This window comes from Phenylobacterium hankyongense, assembly GCF_003254505.1.
GTDB lineage: Bacteria > Pseudomonadota > Alphaproteobacteria > Caulobacterales > Caulobacteraceae > Phenylobacterium > Phenylobacterium hankyongense.
Genome location: NZ_QFYP01000001.1, coordinates 3,235,488 through 3,261,785, shown reverse-complemented (window position 1 = coordinate 3,261,785; position 26,298 = coordinate 3,235,488). Strand labels below are relative to the sequence as shown.

The 26,298-nt window shown below is 70.0% G+C and carries 26 protein-coding genes; 11 read left to right on the top strand and 15 right to left on the bottom strand.

Features of this window, described 5'->3' with window-relative positions; all coding sequences use genetic code 11:
• Positions 1–73: 73 nt before the first annotated feature.
• From eno to secG, 5 genes are all read right to left on the bottom strand, one after another.
• The gene (eno, locus tag DJ021_RS15690) at positions 74–1,351 is read right to left on the bottom strand and encodes a phosphopyruvate hydratase (protein ID WP_111458440.1); all 1,278 of its coding nucleotides are present in this window, start codon (positions 1,349–1,351) and stop codon (positions 74–76) included.
• Between the two features lie 176 nt (positions 1,352–1,527).
• Positions 1,528–1,710 carry a 50S ribosomal protein L32 gene (rpmF, locus tag DJ021_RS15685; protein WP_111458439.1) on the bottom strand — a complete coding sequence of 61 codons (183 nt, stop codon included), beginning with the start codon at positions 1,708–1,710 and terminating at the stop codon, positions 1,528–1,530.
• A 90-nt stretch (positions 1,711–1,800) separates the two neighbouring features.
• On the bottom strand, positions 1,801–2,136 hold the full coding sequence (locus DJ021_RS15680) for an MmcQ/YjbR family DNA-binding protein (protein WP_111458438.1): 336 nt from the start codon (positions 2,134–2,136) through the stop codon (positions 1,801–1,803).
• Positions 2,137–2,163: 27 nt separating this feature from the next.
• Positions 2,164–3,804, bottom strand: a complete 1,641-nt coding sequence (locus tag DJ021_RS15675) for a CTP synthase (RefSeq protein ID WP_111458437.1) — start codon at positions 3,802–3,804, stop codon at positions 2,164–2,166.
• A gap of 63 nt (positions 3,805–3,867) precedes the next feature.
• Complete coding sequence (gene secG / locus DJ021_RS15670) at positions 3,868–4,308, bottom strand: preprotein translocase subunit SecG (protein ID WP_111458436.1); 441 nt, start codon at positions 4,306–4,308, stop codon at positions 3,868–3,870.
• Between the two features lie 116 nt (positions 4,309–4,424).
• On the opposite strand from secG, the gene DJ021_RS15665 reads away from it, so the two are divergent.
• Positions 4,425–4,964, top strand: coding sequence for a GNAT family N-acetyltransferase (locus DJ021_RS15665; protein WP_111458435.1), 540 nt, complete (start codon positions 4,425–4,427; stop codon positions 4,962–4,964).
• Between the two features lie 38 nt (positions 4,965–5,002).
• Complete coding sequence (locus tag DJ021_RS15660) at positions 5,003–5,422, top strand: VOC family protein (RefSeq protein ID WP_111458434.1); 420 nt, start codon at positions 5,003–5,005, stop codon at positions 5,420–5,422.
• On the opposite strand, the gene tpiA is transcribed toward DJ021_RS15660, so the two are convergent.
• Complete coding sequence (tpiA, locus tag DJ021_RS15655; RefSeq protein WP_111458433.1) at positions 5,409–6,152, bottom strand: triose-phosphate isomerase; 744 nt, start codon at positions 6,150–6,152, stop codon at positions 5,409–5,411. The two genes, DJ021_RS15660 and tpiA, sit on opposite strands and share 14 nt — an antisense overlap.
• Positions 6,153–6,277: 125 nt before the next feature.
• On the opposite strand from tpiA, the gene DJ021_RS15650 reads away from it, so the two are divergent.
• Together DJ021_RS15650 and trpE are read left to right on the top strand one after the other, a co-directional pair.
• A complete protein-coding gene (locus DJ021_RS15650) occupies positions 6,278–8,194 on the top strand; it encodes a peptidylprolyl isomerase (protein WP_111458432.1) in 1,917 nt (638 codons plus the stop codon).
• Positions 8,191–9,723 carry an anthranilate synthase component I gene (trpE, locus tag DJ021_RS15645; RefSeq protein WP_111458431.1) on the top strand — a complete coding sequence of 511 codons (1,533 nt, stop codon included), beginning with the start codon at positions 8,191–8,193 and terminating at the stop codon, positions 9,721–9,723. Before DJ021_RS15650 ends, trpE begins: the two co-directional genes overlap by 4 nt.
• On the opposite strand, the gene DJ021_RS18995 is transcribed toward trpE, so the two are convergent.
• On the bottom strand, positions 9,720–9,926 hold the full coding sequence (locus DJ021_RS18995; protein WP_165837239.1) for a hypothetical protein: 207 nt from the start codon (positions 9,924–9,926) through the stop codon (positions 9,720–9,722). The genes trpE and DJ021_RS18995 overlap by 4 nt on opposite strands.
• A gap of 141 nt (positions 9,927–10,067) precedes the next feature.
• Between DJ021_RS18995 and DJ021_RS15640 the strand changes: the two genes are divergently transcribed.
• The 5 genes from DJ021_RS15640 (at position 10,068) to DJ021_RS15620 (ending at position 13,733) form a co-directional block, all read left to right on the top strand.
• On the top strand, positions 10,068–10,658 hold the full coding sequence (locus DJ021_RS15640; RefSeq protein WP_111458430.1) for an anthranilate synthase component II: 591 nt from the start codon (positions 10,068–10,070) through the stop codon (positions 10,656–10,658).
• An 11-nt stretch (positions 10,659–10,669) separates the two neighbouring features.
• Positions 10,670–11,695, top strand: coding sequence for an anthranilate phosphoribosyltransferase (gene trpD, locus DJ021_RS15635; RefSeq protein WP_111458429.1), 1,026 nt, complete (start codon positions 10,670–10,672; stop codon positions 11,693–11,695).
• Positions 11,692–12,483, top strand: a complete 792-nt coding sequence (gene trpC, locus DJ021_RS15630; RefSeq protein WP_111458428.1) for an indole-3-glycerol phosphate synthase TrpC — start codon at positions 11,692–11,694, stop codon at positions 12,481–12,483. The genes trpD and trpC overlap by 4 nt, the downstream gene beginning before the upstream one ends.
• A gap of 143 nt (positions 12,484–12,626) precedes the next feature.
• Positions 12,627–13,316 (top strand): transcriptional repressor LexA, encoded by a 690-nt coding sequence (lexA, locus tag DJ021_RS15625; RefSeq protein ID WP_111458427.1) that lies wholly within the window; start codon positions 12,627–12,629, stop codon positions 13,314–13,316.
• A 132-nt stretch (positions 13,317–13,448) separates the two neighbouring features.
• The gene (locus tag DJ021_RS15620) at positions 13,449–13,733 is read left to right on the top strand and encodes a hypothetical protein (RefSeq protein WP_111458426.1); all 285 of its coding nucleotides are present in this window, start codon (positions 13,449–13,451) and stop codon (positions 13,731–13,733) included.
• Between the two features lie 45 nt (positions 13,734–13,778).
• On the opposite strand, the gene DJ021_RS15615 is transcribed toward DJ021_RS15620, so the two are convergent.
• Complete coding sequence (locus DJ021_RS15615) at positions 13,779–15,881, bottom strand: ComEC/Rec2 family competence protein (protein WP_243626053.1); 2,103 nt, start codon at positions 15,879–15,881, stop codon at positions 13,779–13,781.
• Between the two features lie 91 nt (positions 15,882–15,972).
• On the opposite strand from DJ021_RS15615, the gene gltX reads away from it, so the two are divergent.
• A complete protein-coding gene (gene gltX, locus DJ021_RS15610; RefSeq protein ID WP_111459135.1) occupies positions 15,973–17,379 on the top strand; it encodes a glutamate--tRNA ligase in 1,407 nt (468 codons plus the stop codon).
• A 58-nt stretch (positions 17,380–17,437) separates the two neighbouring features.
• A complete protein-coding gene (gene gltA / locus DJ021_RS15605; RefSeq protein WP_111458424.1) occupies positions 17,438–18,721 on the top strand; it encodes a citrate synthase in 1,284 nt (427 codons plus the stop codon).
• 53 nt (positions 18,722–18,774) lie between these two features.
• On the opposite strand, the gene lpxB is transcribed toward gltA, so the two are convergent.
• The 7 genes from lpxB to bamA are packed head-to-tail and all read right to left on the bottom strand — an operon-like array spanning position 18,775 to position 26,279.
• Positions 18,775–19,947 (bottom strand): lipid-A-disaccharide synthase, encoded by a 1,173-nt coding sequence (gene lpxB / locus DJ021_RS15600; RefSeq protein ID WP_111458423.1) that lies wholly within the window; start codon positions 19,945–19,947, stop codon positions 18,775–18,777.
• Positions 19,944–20,783, bottom strand: coding sequence for a UDP-2,3-diacylglucosamine diphosphatase (gene lpxI, locus DJ021_RS15595; protein ID WP_111458422.1), 840 nt, complete (start codon positions 20,781–20,783; stop codon positions 19,944–19,946). Before lpxI ends, lpxB begins: the two co-directional genes overlap by 4 nt.
• Positions 20,783–21,580 (bottom strand): acyl-ACP--UDP-N-acetylglucosamine O-acyltransferase, encoded by a 798-nt coding sequence (gene lpxA / locus DJ021_RS15590; RefSeq protein ID WP_111458421.1) that lies wholly within the window; start codon positions 21,578–21,580, stop codon positions 20,783–20,785. Before lpxA ends, lpxI begins: the two co-directional genes overlap by 1 nt.
• 1 nt (position 21,581) lies before the next feature.
• Complete coding sequence (fabZ, locus tag DJ021_RS15585) at positions 21,582–22,052, bottom strand: 3-hydroxyacyl-ACP dehydratase FabZ (protein WP_111458420.1); 471 nt, start codon at positions 22,050–22,052, stop codon at positions 21,582–21,584.
• Positions 22,049–23,068, bottom strand: coding sequence for a UDP-3-O-(3-hydroxymyristoyl)glucosamine N-acyltransferase (gene lpxD, locus DJ021_RS15580; RefSeq protein ID WP_111458419.1), 1,020 nt, complete (start codon positions 23,066–23,068; stop codon positions 22,049–22,051). Before lpxD ends, fabZ begins: the two co-directional genes overlap by 4 nt.
• A 37-nt stretch (positions 23,069–23,105) precedes the next feature.
• Positions 23,106–23,780 (bottom strand): OmpH family outer membrane protein, encoded by a 675-nt coding sequence (locus DJ021_RS15575; RefSeq protein ID WP_111458418.1) that lies wholly within the window; start codon positions 23,778–23,780, stop codon positions 23,106–23,108.
• 6 nt (positions 23,781–23,786) lie between these two features.
• Positions 23,787–26,279, bottom strand: coding sequence for an outer membrane protein assembly factor BamA (gene bamA, locus DJ021_RS15570; RefSeq protein ID WP_111458417.1), 2,493 nt, complete (start codon positions 26,277–26,279; stop codon positions 23,787–23,789).
• Between the last annotated feature and the right edge of the window lie 19 nt (positions 26,280–26,298).

The following is a 26,298-nucleotide window of genomic DNA, read 5'->3' as shown; positions in this document are numbered from 1 at the left end:
GTGTTGATTCGGCTTCCGATTTCCCCAAGCCGTCATCACCCGGACAAGCCGGGCGACGACGATCGAGGAGAGGCTACTGCTTCAGCGCCTTGCGGCCGAGATAGAGGGCCTGGTCGCCCAGCTCCTCTTCGATGCGCAGCAGCTGGTTGTACTTGGCGGTGCGGTCGGAGCGGGCCAGCGAGCCGGTCTTGATCTGTCCGCAGTTGGTGGCGACCGCGAGATCCGCGATGGTCGAATCCTCGGTCTCGCCGGAGCGGTGGCTCATCACCGCGGTGTAGGCGGCGCGGTGGGCCATATCGACCGCGTCGAGGGTCTCCGACAGGGTGCCGATCTGATTGACCTTCACCAGGATCGAGTTGGCGAGGCCGTCCTCGATTCCCTTGGCGAGTCGCACCGGATTGGTGACGAACAGGTCGTCGCCGACCAGCTGCACCTGGCGGCCCAGGCGTTCAGTGAGCAGCTTCCAGCCCGCGAAGTCATCCTCGGCGCAGCCGTCCTCGATGGAGACGATCGGGAACTTGGCGACCAGGCCGGCCAGGTAATCGACCATGCCGGCCGAATCGACGGTCTTGCCCTCGCCTTCCATGGCGTACTTGCCGCCCTTGAAGAATTCGGTGGAGGCGACGTCCAGGCCGAGCACGAAGTCCTCGCCGGCGCGGTAGCCCACCGCCTCGCCCGCCTTGACGATGAAGGCCAGCGCATCCTCGGCGCTGGAGAGGTTGGGCGCAAAGCCGCCCTCGTCGCCGACATTGGTGTTGTGGCCGGCGTCGTGCAGCGCCTTCTTCAGGCCATGGAAGATCTCCGCGCCCATCCGCAGGCCCTCGGCGAAACTGGCCGCGCCGGTGGGCAGGATCATGAATTCCTGGATGTCGATCGGATTGTCGGCGTGCGCCCCGCCGTTGATGATGTTCATCATCGGCACCGGCAGCACCCGGGCCGAGACCCCGCCGACATACTTGTAGAGCGGCAGCGCCGCGGAACTCGCCGCCGCCTTGGCGGTGGCCAGGCTGACGCCGAGGATGGCGTTGGCGCCCAGCCGGCTCTTGTTCGGCGTGCCGTCGAGCTCGATCAGCAGCCGGTCGACCCGCCGCTGGTCCTCGGCGTCCGAGCCCGCCAGCGCGTCGTAGATCTCGCCGTTCACCGCATCGACCGCCTGGCGCACGCCCTTGCCCCCGTAGCGGGTCTTGTCGCCGTCCCGCTTCTCGACCGCCTCGTGGGCGCCGGTGGAGGCGCCGGAGGGCACGGCAGCGCGGCCCATCGAGCCGTCCTCGAGGATGACGTCGACTTCGACGGTCGGATTGCCGCGGCTGTCGAGGATCTCGCGGGCGTTGATGTCGACGATCTCGGTCATGACGGCTTTCTCGCAGGTCCTTGCGCGGTTTCGAGGGGCGCGGGAGGCTTAGCCAGCTTCCGGCGACGGGGCAACGCCGGGGCGGCCACAACGCGGCCACAAACGCGAACGGCCCCGCCTGTCGCCAGGCGGGGCCGCGAAACTCTGGCCCGGACGCCGAAGCGTTCGGGAGAAGCCTAGTCTTCCTTCGGCGTCAGGACCTGGCGGCCCTTGTACATGCCGGTCTTCAGGTCGACGTGGTGCGGGCGCTTCAGTTCGCCGGTTTCCTTGTCTTCGACGAAGGAGTTGGCGCCCAGGGCGTGGTGCGAGCGCCGCATGTTGCGCCGCGACGGGGATACTTTGCGCTTAGGAACGGCCATGGGAGGATCTCGCAGGCGTGGAAATGGATGCGGCGGCCGGTAAGGGCCGCCGACGTGAGCGCGGGTGTATGCCTGAATCCCCTACCCGGATCAAGCCGGGCCGGACACCTTCGTCAGCCGCTTCGGCGCGACGCTCGCCCAGGCGGTGCGAAGCAGGCCCGCAAGCTCCGCCGCCTCCATGTCCTCGAAGCGGACGAAGGTCGAGCCCTTGCGGCCCCAGTACCCAGGCACGGGCGTGATTCGCGCATCGGCGGCGACCAGGTTGGCCTGGTCCTCGCGGCTGAGCTTCAGCATCGCCGGCCGGTCGGGCCCCAGCGTGCAGAAGATCTTCCCGTTCACCCGGAACGAGGTGAGGTCGAAGTGCGGCGCCTCCACCGTCTCCGGCAGGGAGAGCGCGAGGCGGCGCAGGTCGTGCTCGGTCGACATGGCGCGATCATCCGCCAGCCGTCGCGCTTAGACCAGCCGGCTCCGGTTCCGCGCCGCGCCGATGAAGCTGGCGAACAGCGGGTGCGGCTCGAACGGCCGGCTCTTCAGCTCCGGGTGGAACTGGACCCCGACGAACCAGGGGTGGTCGTCGCGCTCGCAAAGCTCGGGCAGCACGCCGTCCGGCGACAGGCCGGTGAACTTCAGGCCTGCCCGCTCGATCGCCTCGCGGTACTTGATGTTGACCTCGTAGCGGTGGCGGTGGCGCTCGAAGATGCCGGCCGTGCCGTAGATGTCCGCCACCCGGCTGCCGGGCGTCAGCACGGCCTCATAGGCGCCGCAGCGCATGGTGCCGCCCAGGTCGTCGCCGGCCTGGCGCAGCTCTTTCTCGTTGCCGCGGGTCCATTCGGTCATCAGGCCGACGATGGGCTCGGACGTCGGGCCGAACTCGGTGGACGAGGCCTGGTGGATGCCGGCGAGGTTCCGCGCCGCCTCGATCATCGCCATCTGCATGCCGAAGCAGATGCCGAAATAGGGGATGCCGTGCTCGCGGGCGAACTGCACGGCGCGGATCATGCCTTCGGAGCCACGCTCGCCGAACGCGCCGGGCACCAGCACGCCGTGGACGCCGGTCAGCCGCTCGCCGATCAGTTCCTCGTCCTTCTCGAAGGCCTCGCCCTCGATCCAGTCGAAGCGGACCCGGACGTTGTTGGCCACGCCGCCGTGGATCAGCGCCTCGACCAGGGATTTATAGGCGTCGGTCAGCCCCGTGTACTTGCCGACGATGGCGATGTTCACCTCGCCGTCAGGGTGGCTGAGGGTGTGGGCGATGGTCTCCCAGCGGCCCAGGTCCGGCTTCGGCGCGGTGTCGCGCAGGCCGAAGACGTCGAGCACTTCGGAGTCCAGCCCCTGCACGTGATAGTCCAGCGGCACGGCGTAGATGTTGGCCGAATCCATCGCCTGGATGACGGCGCTCGGGCGCACGTTGCAGAACTGGGCGATCTTGCGCCGCTCGCTCTCGGGGATCTCCAGCTCGCAGCGGCACAGCAGGATGTCCGGCTGGATGCCGATCGACCGCAGCTCCTTCACCGAGTGCTGGGTCGGCTTGGTCTTCATCTCGCCGGCCGTCTTGATGAACGGCAGCAGCGTCAGGTGGATGTAGCAGGCGTGACCGCGCGGCAGCTCCTGGCCGAGCTGGCGGATGGCCTCGAAGAACGGCAGGCCCTCGATGTCGCCGACCGTGCCGCCGATCTCCACCAGCACGAAGTCGACGCCCTCGCCCGGGTCCGACAGCACGAACTGTTTGATCTCGTCGGTGACGTGCGGAATCACCTGGACGGTCGCGCCGAGGTAGTCGCCGCGACGCTCCTTCTCGATGATCTTCTTATAGATCTGGCCGGTCGTGATGTTGTCGTCACGGGTGGCGTTGACGCCGGTGAACCGCTCGTAGTGGCCGAGGTCGAGGTCGGTCTCGGCCCCGTCGTCGGTCACGAAGACCTCGCCGTGCTGATAGGGGCTCATCGTCCCCGGATCGACGTTGAGGTAGGGGTCGAGCTTACGAAGGCGGACCTTGTAGCCTCGCGCCTGCAAAAGCGCGCCGAGAGCGGCGGACGCGAGACCTTTTCCCAGGGAGGAGACCACGCCGCCGGTGATGAAGATGTACCGGGCCATGGGCGTTCAGATTAGCCGTGATTCGGGCGCCGCGAGCCTGCGACTTATCAATCGATCCACGGCTTATTTGGCGGGCGGCGCGACCGGGGCGGACTGATCGGAGCCCTCCCCCAGGAACGGGTTGCGCACGGTCGGCGTCGGGGCCTGCAGCGGTGCGGGCGCGCCCTGCGGGGCGCCGGGCTGGGCCGTGCCGGCCGGCGGCGGGGCCGGACGCTGGTTGAGCGCGTTGGGGTCGATGGAATCGATCTTCAGCCGGTCGACGACCGAGGAAGCGCCGCGCTGGTGGCCGGCGATGATGGTCAGGAGCAGCGCCAGCACGAAGAAGGTCCCGCCGAGGATCCAGGTGATCCGCGTCAGCAGGTCGCCTGCGCCGCGCGCCGTCATGAAGCCCGATGGCCCGCCGCCCATGCCGAGCGCGCCGCCTTCGGAACGCTGCAGCAGCACCACGCCCACCAGGGCCAGGCTGACGATGATCTCGACGACGAGCAGAAGGTTGAGCAGCATGCGAGCCAAAGGTCCGGTGCGTTCGGGCGGACACACCGCGCCGAAATGAAGCGCGCGCTCTATCACTGCGCGTGCGGCAAGGCCATACCTAGGTGGTCGCGACCAAGTGGCAACCCATGATTCTCGAAACCCGACGCCTCCCGATCCTGGAGACCGAACGCCTGCGCCTCGAGCCGCTGACCGCGGCCGACGTGGAGCATGTCTTTCCGCTGATGGATGACCCGGAGGTGATGGCCTACTGGGACTCGCCGGAGATCGACGACCCGGACCTGGTGGCCGAGATCGTGACCGGCGAGGTCGCCGACATGGAGGCGGGCCTCGCCGTCCATTGGGCCATGCGCGGCCTGGCGGACGGCGCCTTCCTCGGCTGCTGCGACCTCTCCCAGATCGACCGCCGGCACAAGCGCGCCGAAGTCGGCTTCATGCTCGGGCGCGACGCCTGGGGACGCGGCTACGCGCTGGAGGCCATGCGGTCGGTGATCGCCTATGCGGCGGGCAGCGGCCTGCGCAAGCTCAACGCCCGCACGCACCTCGGTAACCGCCGCTCCGAACACCTTCTGGCGAAGCTGGGGTTCGAGGAGGAAGGCCTGATCCGCGGCTATGTGCTGCGCGACGGCGAGCGGCGCGACTGCCGCCTGTTCGGGGTGTTGCTCTAGCCGGGCTGTGATTAACTCGCGCCGAGAAGGATCGCGACATGACCCATCCCATCTCGCTGCGCGGCTTCGACCACATTGTCCTGCGCATCCGTGACAAGCCGGCGATGGTCGGCTTCTATTGTGACGTCCTGGGCTGCACGGTGGACCGCGACCGGCCGGAGATCGGCCTCACCCACATCCGCGCCGGCGTCGACCTGATCGATCTGGTCACCCTGGACGGACCGCTCGGCAAGGCCGGCGGCGCCGCGCCCGGCCTCGAGGGCCGCAACCTCGATCACTTCTGCCTGCAGGTGCGCCCGTTCGACGAGGCGGCGATTCGCGCCCATCTCGCGGCCCACCGGGTGGCGATCGTCGAGGAAGGCGTCCGCTACGGCGCCGACGGCGAAGGGTTCTCCCTCTATATCCGCGACCCCGAGGGCAACACCGTCGAGCTCAAGGGCCCGCCTACAGCGCCCTGACGATGCCCAGGAAGTCGGCGGCCTTCAGGGAGGCTCCGCCGACCAGGGCGCCGCCCACCTCATCGGCGTGCAGGATCTCCGCGGCGTTGCCGGGCTTCACCGACCCCCCATAGAGAATCGGCACGCGCCGCGCCGGCGCGCCGAACGTCTCGACCAGGGTCGCCCGGATGGCCCGGTGGACCTCCTCGATCTCCGCCGTCGTCGGCGTCAGGCCGGTGCCGATCGCCCAGACCGGCTCATAGGCGACGGAGAAGTCGCGGCCGGCCAGCTCGGCCGGCAGCGATCCCCTCACCTGCCCGGTCACCACGGCCAGCGCGTCGCCGGCCTTCCGCTGGACCAGGGTTTCGCCGACGCAGACGATGGGCTCCAGGCCCGCGCGCAGCGCCGCGCGCACCTTGCGGGCCACCAGGCCGTCGGTTTCCCGGTAGCCTTCGCGCCGTTCCGAGTGGCCGAGGATGACCAGCTTGGCCCCGGCGTCGGCCAGCATCTCGGCGGAGGTGTCGCCGGTGAAGGCGCCGCTATCCTCGGAATGCGCGTCCTGCCCGCCCACCAGCACCTTCGATCCGGCCACGACCTCGGTCATCCGGTGGATGAGGATCGCGGGCGGGCAGAGGGCCACGCGGGCCGGCCCGTCGCCGACGCCCTCGGCGATCGCCCTGGCCTCGGCCAGCGAGGCCGCCAGCCCGTTCATCTTCCAGTTTCCGGCGATCAGTGGGGTCGGAGCGGTCATTCGGCCTCCCATTGTCAGGTGTCGGCGGCGGTTAAGCCAAGGCGCGCGCTCTGTCACGCGCTTGCGGGGAGGAAGCGGCCTCCACTATACCGGCGCGCACGCCTGCGCCCCCGGAAAGGGAATCTATGCTCTCCGCCATCCGCGCCTTCGCGAAATCCTGGGTCGCCGCCGTCCTGATCGGCCTGCTGATCGTCAGCTTCGCCGTCTTCGGCATCCGGGACGTGTTCCGCAACAGCGGTCCGGACGCGGTGATCACCGCCGGCTCGCGGACCATCACCTCGACCGACTTCAAGCGTGAGTTCGACGGTTTCAAGAGCCGGGCCGAGCAGGAGATGGGCCAGCCGATCACCAACGAGGTGGCCGCCGCCAACGGGCTGGACCGCAGGGTGCTGGACGGCCTCGCCACCCGCGAAGCCTTCGCCGAGCTGCTGCACAGGTTCGGCATCCGTCCCTCGGACAAGCTGATCGCCGGCGAGATCGCCAAGATCCCCGCCTTCTTCGACCAGGTCTCCGGCCGCTTCGACAAGACCCAGTACCAGCAGCGGCTGGGCGAGAACGGCCTGACCCCGGACAAGTTCGAAAGCGTCATGCGCGACCAGCTGGCCGAGCAGCAGCTGGAGGCCGGCATGGCCAACGGCCTGCGTATCCCGCGCGCCTATTCCGCGCTCGCCGGCATCTTTGCGCTCGAGAACCGGGACATCGCCTACTTCGACGTCGGACCGGCCGGCGTGCCGCAGCCGGCGCTGCCCACCGACGCCCAGCTCACCGCCTTCATGAAGGAGAACGCCGCCCGCCTCACCCGGCCGGAGCTCCGCGTGCTCACCGTCGTGCGGTTCAGCCCGCAGCTGGTGGCGGCCTCGCTGCCCATCGACGAGGCGGAGCTGAAGAAGCGCTACGACTTCCGCAAGGACACCCTGTCGACGCCGGAGACCCGCACTGTGGTGCAGATCCCGGCCAAGGACGCCGCCACCGCCCAGCAGATCGGCGCGCGGCTGGCCCGCGGCGAGACCCCGGCCGCCGTCGCCAAGGCGCTGGGCGTCGACGCCATCACCTACGACAACAAGCCCCAGACCGCGATCGCCGACCGCAAGGTCGCCGCCGCCGCCTTCAAGATGCAGCCCGGGCAGATCACCCCGGTGCAAGGTGACCTCGGCGTTGCGGTCGTGAAGGTGGTCTCCGCCACGCCCGGCCGCACCGTGACCTTGGAGGAAGCCCGTCCGGCCCTCGAGGCGGAGCTGCGCAAGGACGCCGCGGCCGAGAAGATCTACGCCCTGACCCAGGCCTATGACGACGCCCACCAGGGCGGCGCCAACCTCGCCGAATCGGCCCGCAAGGCCGGCGTGCCCGCCGTCACCATCGGCCCGCTCTCCAAGGACGGCCGCGACTCGCAGGGCCAGCCCGTGCCCGGCCTGTCGCAGAAGCTGATGGACACCGCCTTCAGCCTGCCCGCGGGCGGCGAAAGCGACGTCATCGACGCCGGCGCCGGCGAGTTCTTCGCGGTTCGGGTCGAAAAGGTCGCCCCGCCGTCGATGCCGGCCCTGGCCGAGGTCAAGCCGCAGCTCATCCGCGTCTGGATGATGCGCGAAGTGGCCAAGCGCATGGAGGCCCGCGCCGACGAGCTGGCCGCCCGGGTCCGCAAGGGCGAAAGCCTGGACGCCGTGGCCGCCTCGGCCGGCGCCAAGGTGGTCCGCGCCACGGCGCTCGACCGGCAGAGCGCCCGCCAGAACCAGGCGGTGTCGCAGGACATCCTCGGCAAGGTCTTCACCGCCAAGGCCGGCGACGTCTTCACCGCCCAGGGCGCGACCTTCAGCTACGTGGTCGGCAAGCTGGAAGCGATCCATACCGGCGAAGGCCCGACGCTCGCCCGCATGGCCGAGGAGAGTCGTCCGCAGATGACCGCCACCATCTTCCGCGAGATGGGCGAGAGCGCCCGCGCCGCGGCCCGCGCCAAGGTGAAGGTGAAGATCAACTACGACCTCGCCCGCACCGCCATCGGCCTGGAGCCGGTCGCCGCCGCCGGCAAGGCGGGGAAGGCCAAGTGATCGTCGAGCCGGCCTTTACGGCGTTCGAGACCACCTACCGGGCCGGCGCGCCGCAGGTCGTCTGGACCCGTCTGATCGACGACCTGGAGACGCCGGTCTCCGCCTACCTGAAGATCGGCCACGGCCGGCCCTACGCGTTCCTGTTCGAGTCCGTCGAGGGCGGGGCATTCCGGGCGCGGTATTCGATCATCACCCTCAATCCGGACCTGGTGTGGCGCTGCCGCGGAGACCAGGCCGAGGTCGCCGAGGGCCAGGACATCGCCGCCGGGCGCTTCACGCCGCAGGCCGGCGGGGCGCTGGATTCCCTGCGCGACCTGGTGGCCGCCTCGCGGATCGAGATGCCGGCCGGCCTGCCGCCGCCCTCGGCCGGCGTGTACGGCGCCATCGGCTACGACATGATCCGCCTCGCCGAGCGGCTGCCGAACGTCAATCCCGATCCGCTGGACCTGCCGGACGGCGTGATGACCCGGCCCTCGATCGTCGCCATCTTCGACGCCATCGCCCAGGAGATCGTCCTGGTGACGCCGGTGCGTCCGGGCGAAGCCTCGGCCCAGGACGCCTACGCCGCGGCCCAGGCGCGTCTGCAGGCGGTGATGGCGGACCTGAAGCGGCCGACGCCGCCGCTGGTCGGCAACGGTCAGGCGCAGCCGGACAGCTTCACCACGCCGGTCAGCCGCGAGCGCTACCGGGAGATCGTCGGCAAGGCGAAGGACTACATCCGCGCCGGCGACATCTTCCAGGTGGTGCCCAGCCACCGCTTCCGCGCGCCGTTCGGCCGCGACCCCTTCGCCCTCTACCGCTCGCTGCGGCGGATGAACCCGTCGCCCTTCCTGTTCTACCTGAACTTCGGCGACTTCCAGCTGGCCGGGTCCTCGCCGGAGATCCTGGTCCGCCTGCGCGACGGCAAGATCACCATCCGCCCGATCGCCGGCACCCGGCCGCGGGGCGCCACGCCGGAGGAAGACCTGGCGCTGGAGCAGGAGCTGGTCGGCGACCCCAAGGAGCGGGCCGAGCACCTGATGCTGCTCGACCTCGGCCGCAACGACGTGGGCCGGGTGGCCATGCTCAAGCAGGCCGGCGCCAACGAGCCGCCGCCCGCCTCGCGCCAGCCGCGCGTGCGGGTCACCGACAGCTTCTTCGTCGAGCGCTACAGCCACGTGATGCACCTGGTCTCGAACGTCGAGGGCGATGCCCCCGAGGGCCTGGACCCGGTCGACGTGGTGATGGCCGCCCTGCCCGCCGGCACGCTGTCCGGCGCGCCGAAGGTGCGGGCGATGGAGATCATCGACGAGCTGGAGATCGAGAAGCGCGGCATCGGCTACGCCGGCGGGGTCGGCTATTTCGGGGCCGACGGCTCGGTGGACACCTGCATCGTCCTGCGCACCGCGCTGTTCAAGGACGGCACCATGTACGTCCAAGCCGGCGGCGGCGTGGTGGCCGACAGCGATCCCGACGCCGAATACGACGAGACCCTGCACAAGGCGCGCGCCCTGCGCCGCGCGGCCGAGGAGAGCTGGCGGTTCGTCTAGCGGACGGTCTTGCCCGCCACCACATGCTCGCTGACGACGGGCGGGGCCATGATCATGGCGGTGGCGAAGGCGAGCGCGGAGACGGCGGCCAGGGCGGCGGCGGCCAGCACCGGCCACATCCGCTCCTTCGCCGGCGCAGGCGACAGCAGCGCCCGGGCGCGGGCCATTTCTTCAAGATCGAGAGCCGAATCGTTCGCCGCCATGGGTGGAGCATCGCCCTTGGCGCGGCGCCCGGCAAAGCCCCCGTACCCATTGCGACGCAATGGGTACGTTATCCTGCGCCTTGACCATTTTCTGCGCCGAACCGGTCTCCACTTCGGCGGAAAATGGTCTAGAGAGAGCCGATGATCCTAGTGATCGATAACTACGACAGCTTCACCTACAACCTCGTCCATTACCTGAACGAGCTGGGGGCGGAGACGCTCGTCCATCGCAACGACGCCATCTCGGTGGACGAGGCGCTGGGCCTGAAGGCGGACGGCGTGCTGCTGTCGCCCGGGCCCTGCACGCCGAACGAGGCCGGCATCTGCCTGGACCTGCTGGCCGCCGCGCCCGACAGCCTGCCGATCTTCGGGGTGTGCCTCGGCCACCAGGCCATCGGCCAGGCCTTCGGCGGCGAGGTCGTGCGCGCCAAGGCGCTGATGCATGGCAAGACCAGCTCGATCCACCACAACGGCAAGGGCGTGTTCGCCGGCCTGAAGAACCCTTTCACCGCCACCCGCTACCACAGCCTGTCGGTGGAGAAGGGCGCGCTGCCCGAGGCCCTGGAGATCACCGCCTGGACCGAGGACGGCGAGATCATGGGCGTGCAGCACAAGGCCCGCCCGATCCAGGGCGTGCAGTTCCACCCCGAGTCGATCGCCACCGAATGCGGCCACGAGCTGCTGGCCAACTTCCTCGATCTGGCCGGCGTGAGGCGCCTGGCGCAGGTCTGACCCGGCCCGCGATGTCCGACGCCTTCAAACCGCTGCTGGGCCGCCTCGCCGACGGCGCGACCCTGTCCGAGGAGGACGCCGGCGAGTTCTTCGCCGCCTGCCTGCGCGGCGAGCCGACCGCCGCCCAGGTGGCCGCGGCGGTGACCGCCATGCGCATGCGCGGCGAGACGGTCGGCGAGATCACCGCCTGCGCGCGGGCCATGCGCCGCGCCGCGGTGACGCTGGACCATCCGTTCGAGACCATCGACGTCTGCGGCACCGGCGGCGACGGCCTGCACACCCTGAACGTCTCCACCGCCGTGGGCTTCGTCGCCGCCGGCGGCGGGCTGAAGGTCGCCAAGCACGGCAACCGCGCCCTGTCGTCGAAATCCGGGACGGCGGACGTGTTGTCGGAACTGGGCGTCAACATCGCCGCCGACACTCGACAGCAGCTCCGGGCCCTGGACGAGGCCGGCATCTGCTTCCTGTTCGCGCCGGCCCATCACGGCGCCATGCGCCACGTCTCGCCGATCCGCGCGGAGCTGGGCTTTAGGACCATCTTCAACCTGCTGGGTCCGCTGACCAATCCGGCCGGCGCGCGTCGCCAGCTGCTCGGCGTCTACGACAGCCGCTGGGTGGAGCCGCTGGCCCGCGTGCTGGGCGCGCTGGGGGCCGAGCGCGCCTGGACCGTGCACGGCCAGGGCATGGACGAGATCACCACCACGGGCGAGACCCAGGTCGCCGAATGGCGCGACGGCCAGGTGCGGCTGTTCCGCATCACGCCCGAGGCCGTCGGCCTGCCGCGCGCGGCGCAGGCCGACCTCACCGGCGGCAGCCCGGCGGAGAACGCGCGCGCGCTGCGCGACCTGCTGTCCGGCGCCAAGGGCCCCTATCGCGACATCGTGCTGCTGAACGCCGCCGCCGCCTTCCTGGTCTCGGACCGGGTCGAGACCCTGCGCGAGGGCGCGGACCTCGCCGGCCAGGTGATCGACGACGGCCGCGCGGCCCAGGCCCTGGCGCGCCTGGTCGCCGTCACCAACGCAGTCGAGCCCGCATGACCGACATCCTGGCCAAGATCGCCGCCTACAAGCGCGAGGAGGTCGTCCAGCGCAAAGCCTCGCGCGGCCTGGTCGACCTCGACGCGGAGATCCGTCTCGCCAGCCCGCCGCGCGGCTTCCGCGCCGCCCTGGTTCGCGCCCATGCTCCGGGCCGGCTCGCCCTCATCGCGGAGATCAAGAAGGCCTCGCCGTCCCGCGGCCTGATCCGCGAGGACTTCGACCCGCCGAGCCTGGCGCAGGCCTATGAGGCTGGCGGCGCGGCCTGCCTGTCCGTACTCACCGACGGCCCGAGCTTCCAGGGCGCCGACAGCTACCTCGCCGCCGCCCGCGGGGCCGTCGCCCTGCCCTGCCTGCGCAAGGAATTCCTGGTCGATCCCTGGCAGGTAACCGAGTCCCGCGCCCTGGGCGCCGACGCCATCCTGGTGATCCTGGCCATGATCGACGACGTCCTGGCCGCCGAGCTGATGGCGGAAGCGCGGCGCCTGGGGATGGACGCTCTGGTCGAGGTGCACGACGAGGCGGAGATGGCCCGGGCGGGCGCGCTCGGGGCCGACCTCGTCGGGGTCAACAACCGTGACCTGCGCAGCTTCGTCACCGACCTCGCGGTGACAGAACGGCTGGCGGCCCAAGCCCCGGCCGGCGCCCTGCTGGTCACCGAAAGCGGCATCTTCACGCCGCAGGACGCCGCTCGCCTGGAACGCTCGGGCGCGACGGCCATGCTGGTCGGCGAAAGCCTGATGCGGCAGCCGGATGTCACCGCCGCCACCCAGGCGTTGCTCGCGGCGTGAGTCGCACCCGACGCTCGCCCGCTCCCGATTTCCCCAGCGTTTTCAGGGTATCGTGGGTAACTTGACATTAACCCGGAACACCTAGAGAACATCCACAACGTTTGCGCTTTGTTCTCAAGGCGATCTGGCTGAAGGTCTGATCCATGCTCACCCGTAAGCAGCACGAGTTGCTCATGTTCATCCATGAGCGGATCAAGGAAACCGGCGTCTCGCCGTCCTTCGACGAGATGAAGGAGGCGCTGGACCTGGCGTCGAAGTCCGGCATCCACCGGCTGATCACCGCCCTCGAGGAGCGCGGCTTCCTGCGCCGCCTGCCCCACCGGGCCCGGGCGCTGGAGGTGGTGAAGCTGCCGCAGCAGGCGACCACGTCCTCGCCGCCGAAGGGCCGCGCGCCCTTCAAGCCGCAACTGGTCGAGGCCGGCGGCGCCGCGCCCCAGGCCGCCAACGACACCCGCGAGCTGCCGGTGCTCGGCCGCATCGCCGCCGGCACGCCGATCGAGGCGATCCAGCAGGAGCGCGACCGGCTCTCGGTGCCGGAGACCATGCTGGGCGCCGGCGAGCACTTCGTGCTCGAGGTGCAGGGCGATTCGATGATCAACGCCGGCATCCTCGACGGCGACTACGTGGTGATCCGGCGGACCGACGCCGCCAACTCGGGCGACATCGTGGTGGCCCTGGTCATGGGCGAGGAAGCCACCCTCAAGCGCCTGCGTCGCAAGGGCGCCTCGATCGCCCTGGAGGCCGCCAACCCGGCCTACGAGACCCGCATCTTCGGGCCCGACCAGGTGGCGGTGCAGGGCCGGCTGGTGGGACTGATCCGCCGCTATCACTAATTTGTGAGCCCGGCTGCAACCTCAGCCGTGGCGTCGCGTTCTGGCGCGTGGGGTTCGCGCGTTCGCTTTGACGACGCGCGGGGTGTCCCGCGCCCGGCCGATCGTCGGCGGGCATTCGGCTAGGAGAACCACATGCGAATTCTGACCCTCGCGGCTATCGCCGCCCTGTCGCTGACGGCCGCCGCCTGCGGTAAGCCCGATGCCCAGAAGGCCACGGAAGAAGCCAACAAGGCCAGCACCGAAGCGGCCGCTGCGCAGACCGCGGCCTCTGAGGCCAGCAGCGCCACGGCGCCGACGCCGGGCGATGCGGCTCAGGCGGCCGGCGATGCGGCCAAGACCGCCGCCGACCACGCCGCCAAGGCCGGCGATGCGGCCAAGGACGCCGGCGACGCCGCCAAGGACGCTGCCAAGAAGTAGGATCGCTTCGGAGCCCCGGCCGTAGCGGTCGGGGCTCTTCTTCGCTCAACGGGTGTCGACGCCCCAGGTCCAGGGCCGCCGGCCGCGCAGATCCTGCGCCCACACCACCCGCCAGCCGCCGCCGCCCGTCCGATAGATCTCCGCCGAGCCGCCGCGGGCGAAGTCCGACCCGGTCAGCACCAGCGCCGCCGGACAGACCTCCGGCCTGAAGTCGTTGCGCAGCACGACCACCTCGGCGCCCGCGCACAGGGCCTCCAGCCGCCCCGGCTTCAGCGGCCGCTTCACATTCCACGCCGCGCCCAGTTTCACCGGCGCCGCCGGACCATGGGCGCAGCTCCAGTGATCGCACTCGAAGACGGCGTCGCGTTGCGCTTCCGTCTCCAGTGGCGTCAGCCCGCGCCGCCGCGCCCAGAGCTCCGCGCCGAACAGTTTCACATCCGGCCGCAGCAGCACCGCGTCGTGGCCCGAGCGCACCGCCACCGCCGCCCCGTCGGCGCTGACCCAGGCCTCCGGCGGCGTGGGCTTCGGCGCCAGGGTCACCGCCAGGGCGAACGGCAGTCCCAGCCAGCGCAACCGCCCCTTCCAGAGGCAGAGCCACAGGAGGCCCAGGAAGGCGGTTGGCAGGGTCCAGGCCGGCCCGCTCGCCACCACCAGCTGGGCGTAGGGCGCGTTGGCGGCGGCGGAGGCGATCCGATTCATGAGCTCGATGGCGAAGCCGGCCACCTTCAACGGTCCCTCCCCGAGGCCGAGCGGTGTCAGGGCCGCGCCGATCGCCAGCGCCGGCATCATCAGGAATGACGAGATCGGCTCGACCAGCAGGTTGGACACCAGCCCCCAGGTCGACACCCGGTTGAAGTGCTGCATGGCGAAGGGCCCGGTGGCGAGGCCCGCGACGAAGCTGACCGCCGCGCCCGCCGCCGTCCAGGTCCCGACGCCCTGCGCGAGCCGGATCGGCCAGGGCGTGTTGATCTCCTTCACCGGCCGCGGCCAGACCTCGGCCAGGGCCACCAGCGCGGCGGTGGCGGCGAAGGACATCTGGAAGCCGGGCTCTGTCACCGCCTCGGGCTGCAGCAGCAGCACCGCCATGGCGGCCAGCGCCAGCGCGTGCAGGCTGATGGCCTGGCGGTCGACGAGAATGGCCCCGAACGCCACCGCCGCAGTGATCGCGGCGCGCTCGGCCGGCGGCGGCGAACCGGACAGCACGAGATAACCGCCGACCGCAAGCAGGCCGAACAGGGCCGCCAGCTTCTTGCCGTGAACCCGCAACGCCAGCCACGGCCAGGCCGCCACCGCCAGCCTTGCCGCCGCGAAGGCGAAGCCGCCGACGATCGCCATGTGCAGGCCGGAGATCGAGATGATGTGCGAAAGGCCGGCGGCGCGGAGGTCATCCACCTGCTGCTTGGGGATGAAGGCCTCCTCGCCCGTCGTCATCGCCGCGGCCAGGCCGCCGCTTTCCGGGCCCAGGACGTCGACGATGCGCCGCGCCATCTCCCAGCGGACGGCGTTCACGCGCAGGGTCAGCCGCAGGCGCCAGGGCGGCCGCTGCACGGTGTCCCAGGTGGTCGGCGGCCCCAGGGCGAACCCCACGCCGCCGACGCTCTCAAAGAAGGCGTCGCGGGCGAAGTCGTAGGCGCCGGGGCTGGCGGGCGGCGGCGGGGCGTTGATCACCGCCAGCAGGCGCACCGGCTCGCCGGGCGCAGGCACCGGCGCACCGGGGCGCAGGGTGACCCGCACCCGGATCGGCGTCGCCTCAGCCGGCCAGTCGCCGATCCGCGCCGGCGCGATCAGCAGCCGCTGGCCGCCCTGCCCGGGCGCCGCCACGTCGACCACCCAGCCCTCCAGCCGCTGTGGGGCCGCGCCCGCCGGGGCCACCGGAGCCTTCACCCGCTCGGTGCGGATCTTGCCCATGGCGAAGCCGGCGATCAGGCAGGCGGCCAGCACCAGTCCAAGGGTCAGGGCCCGGCGGTGGCTCCAGGCAGCGCCCGTCAGCAGGGCGACGGCCGCCACGCCGCATCCCCACGCCACCCAGACCTGCGGCTCGCGCAGCAGGGCGAAGTAGAACGCCGAGCCGATCCCGAAGGCCACCGGGGTCCACAGGGTCCAGCGGTCGGCCTGCAGCCCCGCCTGTTCCACCAGCCAGGCGCGCACGGCGGCAAGGCTAGGAGGCTTCCGAATCCGCGTGCTAAGACGCCGCGCCCAGGCGCCGTCCGGCGCCGGCTCACCCAAACCCGCAGCATCGATGCCCGACCGCCCCGTCGTCACCCGGATCGCCCCCTCGCCCACCGGCTCCATGCACATAGGCACGGCCCGGACGGCGCTTTTCAACTGGCTTTACGCCCGGCACACCGGCGGCAAGTTCCTGCTGCGCGTCGAGGACACCGATCGGGAGCGCTCCACCGAGGCCGCCGTGCAGGTGATCTTCGATGGTCTGAGCTGGCTCGGCCTTGAGGCCGACGAGCCGGCGGTGTTCCAGTTCGCCCGCGCCGATCTCCACCGCGCCGCGGTCGACGAACTGCTGGCCCGGGGCAAGGCCTATCGTGACTACATGAGCTCCGAGGAGCTCGAGGCCGAGCGCGCGCTCGCCCGCGCCGAAGGTCGCGTCGTCCGCTCGCCCTGGCGCGACCGCAGCCCCAACGACGCCCCCGATCGTCCGTTCGCCGTGCGGCTGAAGTGCCCGCAGGAGGGCGAGACCATGATCGACGACCAGGTGAAGGGCGAGGTCCGCTTCCAGAACAAGGACCTCGACGACCTCATCCTGCTGCGCTCCGACGGCAACCCCACCTACAACCTCGCCGTGGTGGTCGACGACCACGACATGGGCGTCACCCACGTGATCCGCGGCGACGACCACCTGAACAACGCCGCCCGCCAGACCCTGATCTACCAGGCGCTCGGCTGGGAGGTCCCGGTCTGGGCCCACCTGCCGCTGATCCACGGGCCAGACGGGACCAAGCTCTCCAAGCGCCACGGCGCCCAGGCGGTGAGCGAATTCGACGACATGGGCTACCTGCCGGAAGCCATGCGCAACTACCTCGCCAAGCTGGGCTGGGGCCACGGCGACGACGAGATCTTCTCCGACGAGCAGGCCATCGCCTGGTTCGACATCCGCGATGTGGTCGGCGCGCCGGCCCGGCTCGACTGGGCCAAGCTCAACCACCTCAACAACCACTACATCCGCCAGGCCGACGTCGCCCGGCTGGTGACGCTGACGGCGCAGATCCACAAGAGCCGCGACTGGCCGCTGCGCGACGCCGACCTGGAGATCCTGGCGCGGACCATTCCGCTGGTCCGCGACGGCGCCAAGACCACGCTCGAGCTCGCCGACAACACCCTGTTCGTGCTCAAGCAGCGGCCGCTGGAGCTGCCGGAGAAGATCCTGGGCCTGCTCACCGAGGAGACCCGCGCGCGCTTCGCACGCCTGCGCGAGACTCTGGCCGCAACCCCGGCCTGGACCGCTCCGGAGCTCGAGGCCACGCTTCGCGCGTTCGCGGAATCCGAGGGCGTCGGCCTGGGCAAGATCGGCCCCGCGCTGCGCGGCGTTCTCTCCGGAGGTTCACCCGCTCCCGACCTTGCGGGAAGCCTTGTTGCGCTTGGGAAACACGAAAGCCTGGGCCGGCTTGACGACGCGCTTTCGCACGCTGCGTAAACCGTATAAGGCCCCCTCGAAACGGGCGTTTCACTTCTCGCAATCGAAAGGCGATGGCATGGGCGACACGGCGAAGATCGACATCGGCGGCAAGACGGTCGAGCTCCCGATCCTCCACGGGACGGCCGGACCGGACGTGGTGGATATCCGCAAGCTCTACGCCGAGACCGACACCTTCACCTACGACCCCGGCTTCACCTCGACGGCCAGCTGCGAGAGCAAGATCACCTTCATCGACGGCGATAAGGGCATCCTGCTGCACCGCGGCTACCCGATCGACCAGCTGGCCGAGCAGTCGAGCTTCCTGGAGGTCTGCTACCTCCTGCTGCACGGCGAGCTGCCGACCGCCACCGAGTTCACCGAATTCGACCGCAACATCACCTACCACACGATGTTGCACGACCAGTTCGACCGCTTCTTCCAGGGCTTCCGTCGCGACGCCCACCCGATGGCGATCATGACCGGCGCGGTCGGCGCGCTGTCGGCCTTCTATCACGACAGCACCAACATCGATGATCCCGAGCAGCGGATGATCTCGTCGCACCGGCTGATCGCCAAGATGCCGACGATCGCGGCGCGGGCCTTCAAGTACTTCCGCGGCCAGCCCTTCATCCATCCGCGCAACGAGCTCTCCTACGCCGAGAACTTCCTGCGCATGAGCTTCTCGGTCCCGGCCGAGGACTGGAAGGCCAATCCGGTGCTGACGCGGGCCATGGACCGCATCTTCATCCTGCACGCCGACCACGAGCAGAACGCGTCGACCTCGACCGTCCGCCTCGCCGGCTCCTCGGGCGCCAACCCGTTCGCCTGCATCGCCGCGGGCATCGCCTGCCTCTGGGGCCCCAGCCACGGCGGGGCGAACGAGGAAGCCCTCAACATGCTCAAGGAGATCGGCACCGTCGATCGCATCCCCGAGTACGTCCAGGGCGTGAAGGACCGGCGCTACCGGCTGATGGGCTTCGGCCACCGGGTCTACAAGAACTACGACCCCCGCGCGAAGGTCATGCAGAAGACCTGCCATGAAGTGCTTGCCGAGGTCGGCCACGGCGACGACCCGCTGCTGAAGGTGGCGATCGAGCTGGAGAAGATCGCGCTGAACGATCCGTACTTCGTCGAGCGCAAGCTCTACCCGAACGTCGACTTCTATTCGGGCATCACCCTGCGGGCGCTGGGCTTCCCGCCGGAGATGTTCACCGTGCTGTTCGCCGTCGCGCGCACGGTCGGCTGGATCGCCCAGTGGAAGGAAATGATCGAGGATCCGTCGCAGAAGATCGGCCGTCCGCGGCAGCTCTACACGGGCGCGACGCACCGCGACTACGTGCCGGTCGACAAGCGCAGCTGAGCCGCGTCGCCGTCGAGATCAACGGGCCCGCGCCGTGAGGTGCGGGCCCTTTTTCATGCCCGCGCCTGGGCGATGACCTTCAAGACCGCGTCGGCGGCGGCCTCGGAGGGATCCGGCCCGCCGCGGCCCATCTTGTCGAGCGCCACGTACTGCGCCGCCACCTGCCGCCGGCGCAGGTTCGGGTCGTCGAGCCTGAGCGCCACCTCCCGCGCCAGGTCGGGGCCGTTGCAGTCGGCCTGGATCAGCTCCGGCGCAATGAAGTCCTGGGCGGCGATGTTGAACAGCGTGACGTAGCGGGTGCGGATCAGCCGCTTCAGGATCGCATAGGTCACCGGGCCGATGCGGTAGCCCACCACCATCGGCGTGCCGGCCAGCGCCAACTCCGTGGTGACGGTGCCGGAACAGGCCAGCGCCACGGTGGCGGCCTTCATGGCGTCGAGCTTGCCCTCATCGCCTTCGACCACGACGGTGCGGTGGCTCCAGCCGGCGACGCGGGCCTTGACGATCTCCGCCACCGTCGGCGCGGCGGGCACCACCACGTGGAGTTCCGGGCGCGCCTCCTTGAGCAGCTTCACCGCGTCCTCGAACGCCGGCAGCACCCGCTCGATCTCGCCCGGCCGGCTGCCGGGCAGCACCAGCAGGATCGGATCGTCCGGCCGCGCCCCGATCCGTGCGCGCAGGCGGGCGGGGTCGGCGTGCGAGAAATCGACGGACAGCGCCGAATTGCCCACGAAGGTCACCGGCAATCCTTCGGCTTCGAACCACGGCGCATCGAAAGCGTGGATCGACAGCAGGTGGTCGACCGCCCGCGCCAGGGTCTTCGCCCGGCCGGGCCGGGTCGCCCAGACCTGCGGGCCCACGTACTTCACCAGCGGCAGGCTGGGGTCGAGCCGGCGCAGGCGCTGCGCGACCCGCAGCGTGAAGCCCCAGGAATCGATCAGCACCGCCACGTCGGGCTTCTCCCGTGCGGCGAGCGCGGCGGTCTCGTCGGCCCGGCGGACGATCTTCGGATAGGCCAGCAGGCCCTCCAGCAGCCCGAGGATCGAGATCTCGGAGATGTCGAAGGGGCTGCTCACGCCCTCGGCGGCCATCCGCTCGCCGCCGACGCCGACGAACCGCACCTCGTCGCCAAGCCGCGCCTTCAGCGCCCGCGCCAGGCCCGCCCCGCGATCGTCGCCGGAAGCCTCGGCCGCCACCAGCATCACGGTGAGCGGGCGCGCGGTCATGGCTGGCCGGACTCCACGCCGACGATGAAGACGCCGAGCTCGTCGGCCATGGCGATCACCGCCTCGCGGTCCAGCACCAGCAGCCGACCCGCCTCGCCGGCGATCCCCGCCAGGCCGGCCCGCGCCACCGCCTGCACGGTCGCTAGGCCGATGGTCGGCAGGTCCACCCGCGTCTCCTGGATCGGCTTGGGAGCCTTGGCGAGTACGCCGCAAGGGGCGCCCGGCCGGCCGCGCAGCGCGGCGGGAAGCTCCGCGACCCGCGCCAGCATGGCGTCGGTGCCCTCCTGGGCCTCCACGGCCAGCACCAGCCCGCGGCAGACCACGGCCGCCTGTCCGACGTCCAGGCGTCCGATGGCGCGGGCGACCTCCAGGGCGCGGACCAGGTCCGCCTGCGCCTCCTCGCCCGGCGCGCAGCGGCCGAGCGGGCCCGGCGGCAGGCCGAGGTCGTCCATCACCTCATGCGCGCCTTCGACGGCGAAGCCTTCCTTCTCGAATTCCCCGACCATCAGCCGCAACAGGGCGTCGTCGCCCTTGCGGGCTGCGGCGATGGCGGCCGGCAGCACGGCGAGGCCGCGAAGGTCGGGGATCAGGGCCGAGAAGTCCGGCCGGCTCACGTTGCCGACCAAGCAGATGGCCTCGCAGCCCGCCCGTTTCAGCGCCTTGATGCACTTGCCGAGCTCCGCGATGCCGATCTCCGCGCCCGCGTAGGGGGCGAGCTCCGGGCCGGCGAAACCCTTGAGGCGGACCACGAACAGCGGCCGGCCGGCGCGCAGGCAATGCTCCGCGATCTCGACGGGAAGGCCCCCGCCGCCGGCGATCAGGCCAAGCTTCCGCATCAGACTTCGCGTTCAGGCAGGCAGAGCGGCCGGCTGGCGTCGGCGCGGATGAAGTCGATGATCTCCATCACCGGCGCGCTGTGGCCGAAGGTGGTGGCGGTGTCCTCGATCCGCTCCTGGAAGGTGCCTTCCTCGGCGAACAGCAGGCGATAGGCCGAACGTAGCTCGCTGATCGTCTCGCGGCCGAAGTCGCGGCGCTTCAGGCCGACCAGGTTCAGGCCCTCGAGATGGGCGTGGTTGCCCCACACCAGGCCGTAGGGGATGACGTCCTTGGTCACCGCCGCCAGGCCGCCGATGAAGGAGTAGCGCCCGACGCGGCAGTACTGGTGGACCGCCGCCAGACCGCTGACCATCACGAAGTCGCCGATGTGCACGTGGCCGCCCAGGGTCGCGGAATGGGCCAGGATCACATTGTCCCCGACCGTGCAGTCGTGCCCCACGTGGGAGGTCGCCATGAACATGCTGTCGTCGCCGACCCGCGTCACCGCCCCGCCCTGCGGCGTGCCGATGTGCATGGTGACGTGTTCCCAGATCCGGTTACGGTCGCCGATCACCAGCTCGGTGGGCTCGCCGTTGTAGGCGGTATGGTGCGGCGGCCCGCCGAGATTGGAGAAGTTGCGGACCACGCAATCCTCGCCGATCGTCGTGTGCCCCTCGACCACCACATGGGCCAGCAGCTGCGTGCGTGCGCCGACCTTGGCGTGCTCGCCGATGAGCGAATAGGGGCCGACGCTGACGCCGTCGGCCAGCTCGGCGCCCTTGGCGACGATGGCGGTCGGATGGATCTGGACGCTCAACTCAGGTCTCCACCACCATGGCGGCGAACTCGGCCTCGGCGGCGGTCTTCTCGCCGACCATGGCCCGGCCGCGGAATTTGAACACGTCGCCGCGCGCCCGAACCACCTCGACGGGCATCCGCACGACGTCGCCGGGTCGCACCGGATGACGGAAGCGGCAATTGTCTAGCGACATGAAAAGGATGGTCTTGCCGGCCACGTCGACGTCCAGGGACTTGGACATCAGCACCGCGCCGGTCTGGGCCAGGGCCTCGACGATCAGCACGCCGGGCATCACCGGGTAGCCCGGGAAGTGGCCCTGGAAGAAGGGCTCGTTCACGGTCACGCACTTGATCCCGACGATCGACTGGTGCGGCCGGTATTCCTCGGCGCGATCGACCAGCAGGAAGGGATAGCGATGCGGGATTCGAGCCAGGATCTCGGTGATGTCGATCTCGGTCGGGGCCTCGTTCACCGGCGCCTTGCGGCTCATTCCTCCGTACCCTTCTTGCTGCTCGCCCGCTTGGCGAGCCAGGCGGTTTCCCGCATCCATTGCCGTATCGGACGAGCGGGGTAGCCGGCCCAGGTCTCGCCCGCCGGCATATCCCGCATCACCCCGCCGCCGGCGCCGATGCGGGCGCCGTCGGCGATGGCCACATGGTCCGCCACCCCGGCCTTGCCGCCGAACTGGACGCCGTCTCCGATCGTCACGCTGCCGGAAATGCCTGTGTGGGCGGCCATCACGCAGTTGCGGCCGACGCGCACGTTGTGGGCGATCTGCACCAGATTGTCGATCTTGGTGTTCTCGCCGATCACCGTGTCGCCGAAGGCGCCTCGATCGACGCAGCTGTTGGCGCCGATGGTGACCGCGTCCTGCAGAATCACCCGGCCCAGCTGGGGAATGTCGATCAATCCCGCCGGCCCGACCGTGGCCCCGAAACCGGCCTCGCCGATCGCCGCGCCGGCCAGGATCTTCACCCGGTCGCCGATCAGGGCAAAGCCGATGGTCACATTGGCCGAGATCGCGCAGTCGCGCCCGATCGTCACGCCGGGCCCGATGACGGTGTTGGCGCCGATGGTCGTGCCGCGGCCGACCTGGGCTCCAGGCCCGATGACGACGCCGGGCGCCAGACGAACGCCCTCCTCCAGCCTTGCGTCCGGGGAGACGGCGGGTCCGGTCTCCATCAGTCGCGGCCGATGCAGCCGCTGGGCCGCGATCGCGTAGGCGCCCTGCGGCGATGGGGTTAGCAGGACGGCGCAGCCCGCCGGGACGGTGTCGGCCTGGTTGGGCTGCACGAAACAGGCTGCGGCCCGGCTGCCCAGCAGCCCGGCCGCATGCTTCCGATCGGTCAAAAAGGTCACGGTCTCAGCCGTCGCCTGGCTGAGAATGGCGACCGCCCTCACCGGCCGGTCCGCCGCCTCGCGGGTGGCGAGTTCGGCGCCGGTGAGGGCGGCGAGCTCCTCCAGGGTGACCGGGCCGAGGTCTTCGAAGAAACGCGGATCAGGCATGGTGGCGTGCGGCGATCCGCGTCCCTGAAGCGGCCGATTACTTCTTGGTCGGAGCCGCGCGGGCCGGCGCGGGGGTCTGGACGACCGGCGGCGCGGCGCCCGCGGCCTGTTGGTCCAGACGTTCCCGATCGAACGCGAACTGGGTGATCTTGGCGTTCAGCGCCGTCACCACGGCCGGGGTGATGTCCATGGCCGGGTTGCCGATCACCACGGCGTTGCGCTGGATCAGGATCGAGCAGCCCTTCTGTTGGTAGGCCTGCCGGATCAGCGGCTCCATCTCCTGGCCGATGCGGCCGACCGCCTTCTGCTCGGTGGCGGAGACTTCGCGGTCGCGGAGCTGGGCCTTGCGTTGCAGGGCGTTGGCGCGGACCTGCAGGGCCGAGGCGCGCTGTTCGAGGGCGCTCTGGTCCAGGGTCCCGCGCTGGCTGTCCAGCGTCTTGGCCTCGGTGTCGATGCCGGTCTTCTCGCCGTTCAGCTCGGCGTTCACCTGCGCAACGATCTGCTGCATGCGGGTGTCGACGTACTTGCCGACGGTCGAGGCGCCGATCGCGCCTTCCACCGAGATGATGCACATGCCGTTGATCGGCGCGCCGTGGGTGACCTGAGCGGCGGCGGGAGCAGCGGCGGCGGCGGTCTGCGCGAGCGCGCTCGAGCCGGCGGTCAGGGCGATGGCCGCGGCGCAGGTGGCGACGGCCAGGGGTTTGAAGGTCATGAGCTTTTAGAACCTGGTTGCAGTGGAGAACTTGAAGAGTTCGGTTACGTCATAGGACTGTTTGGCCAAAATCTGGCTGAAATCGAAGCGGATCGGTCCCATCGGCGAGCGCCAGAAGATGCTGATGCCGGCGGAAGCACGCAGCGCCAGGTCGTCCTTGATGGCGGGGTTCGGGAACAGCGCCGGCTGGCCGTTGGCGGCGAGGACAAAACCCTTGGACGTGTCGTTCGGGTCCACATAGCGCTTGGTCAGCTTGTCGCTGGCGTCCAGCAGGCCGAGCGTGCCGAAGTCGCTGAACAGGGCGGCTTTGATGCCGTACTGCTCGGGCAGGAAGGTCGGCACCGTCAGCTCCACCGAGCCGATGGCGTAAGCCTTGCCGCCGAGGGCGTCCTGCTGGCCGCTGGTCGAGCCGGAGGTCGAGCTATAGGTGGTGTCGCGCGGTCCGATGCCGGCGGTCTGGAAGCCGCGGAAGCTGTTGCCGCCCTTGTAGAAGCGGTCGTTGATCCGCACGTGGTCGCCGCCCCAGCCGCCGACATAGCCCGCGGAGCTGACGACGCTCAGGATGAAGCTCTTCGAGAAGCCGTGGTACCAGCCGCTCTGTTGTTCGGTGCGCAGGTACTTCACGTCGCCGCCGAGGCCGGCGAAATCCTGGTCGAACTCCACATAGAAGCCGCGGGTCGGATTGATCGGATCGTTCCGGCGGTCGAGGCGGTAGCCGTAGCCGACCAGCGACGTGAGGAACTGCCCGCGCTGGTCGCAGACCGAGGCGGAGACCAGCAGTTGGTCGCAGAGGGTCTGGTCGATCTCGACCGAGTCCTCCCGCAGGGTGTAGCGGGCCGAGCCGCGTGAATTCAGGCTGAGCGGGAAGTTGAGCCGCAGCCCGGTGCCCACGGTGACGGTCTTGTAGGCCGAGTACTGGGTGAGGTCGTACTTGTAGTAGTAGGCGTCGACGCCGGCCGCCAGATCGCGGCCGAGGAAGCGCGGCTCGGTGAACGACAGGTCCACCGTCTGCCGCAGCGAGCCCAGCGAAACCCGGGCGCGCACGTTCTGGCCGCGGCCGCGGAAGTTGCGCTGGGTGATGCCGAGGTCGACCACCAGCTGGTCCACCGACGAATAGCCGGCGCTGAACGAGAGCTCGCCGGTGGGCTGCTCCTCGACCTTCACCTGCAGGCCGGTGCGGTCCGGCGCGGAACCCGGGATCTCGGTGATGTCGACGTTCTTGAAGAAGCCGAGCGCCTTGATCTGGTTCTTCGAGCGGTCGACCAGGGCCCGGTTGTAGGCGTCGCCTTCCGAGACGTTCATCTCGCGGCGGATGACGTAGTCCAGGGTGGCGGTGTTGCCGACGATGTCGATGCGGTCGACGTAGACCCGCGGGCCTTCCTTCACGTCGAAGGTCACGTCGACGACGCCCTTCTCGCGATTGGCCGTGTAGCGCGGCCGCACGTCGACGAAGGCGAAGCCGGCGGCGCCGGCGGCGAAGGTCAGGGCGTCGGTGGCCTGCTCGATCTTGTCGTCTTCATAGGTTTCGCCGGGCCGGAACGGGATCAGCGATCGCAGGACGTTCTTGTCGAGCTTCTGCAGCTCGGTCTGCACCTCGACCTTGCCGAACTTGTATTCCGGCCCTTCGTCGATCGTGTAGGTGACCACGAAGCCGTTCTTGTCGGGGGAGAGCTCGGCCACCGCGGAGGCGACGCGGAAGTCGTAGTAGCCGCGGTTGCGGTAGTATTTCCGCAGCTGCTCCTTGTCGTACTCCAGCCGGTCCGGGTCGTAGTTGGCGTTGCTGGAGAAGAATTTGTACCAGTGCGACTGCTCGGTCACGACGACGTCGCGCAAATCGTTGTCCGAGAACGCCTTGTTGCCCAGGAAGTTGACCCGCAGGATCCCGCTCTTCGGGCCTTCGTCGATCTTGAAGATCAGGTCGACGCGCTTCTGCGGCAGCTCGACGATCTGCGGCGTGACGTTGGCGGAGATGCGGCCGGAGCGGCGGTAGAGCTCGACGATGCGGCCGACGTCGGCCTGCACCTTGGCGCGGGTGAAGATGCCGCGCGGACGGACGCTCACCTCGTCCTTCAGCTTATCTTCCTTGAGGCCCGAATTCCCCTCGAACAGCACCCGGTTGATGATCGGGTTCTCCACTACGGTGACGATCAGGTCGCCGCCCTGGAAGTCGATCTTCACGTCCGAGAACAGGTCGGTCCGGAACAGGGTCTTCAGCGCCAGGTCGATCTTGGAGGAATCGACGGTCTCGCCCGGCTGGATCGGCAGGTAGGAGACGACCGTCGCCTGCTCGATCCGCTCATTGCCCTTCACCAGGATGCGCTGCACCACGCCCGACTGGATCACCGGCGCCGGGGCCGCACCCGGCGGTTGCGCAGCGGCGGGCGGCTCCGTCGGCTGGGCCTGGGCAAGCGCCAGCCCTGGCGTGACGAGGGCGCTCGTGCCTAGAAGCAGGCCAAGGCCGGAGGCTAGCGCAGCGCTGCGGGCGCGGTGTCTGTGCATCGAATCAGCCGTTTTGGAG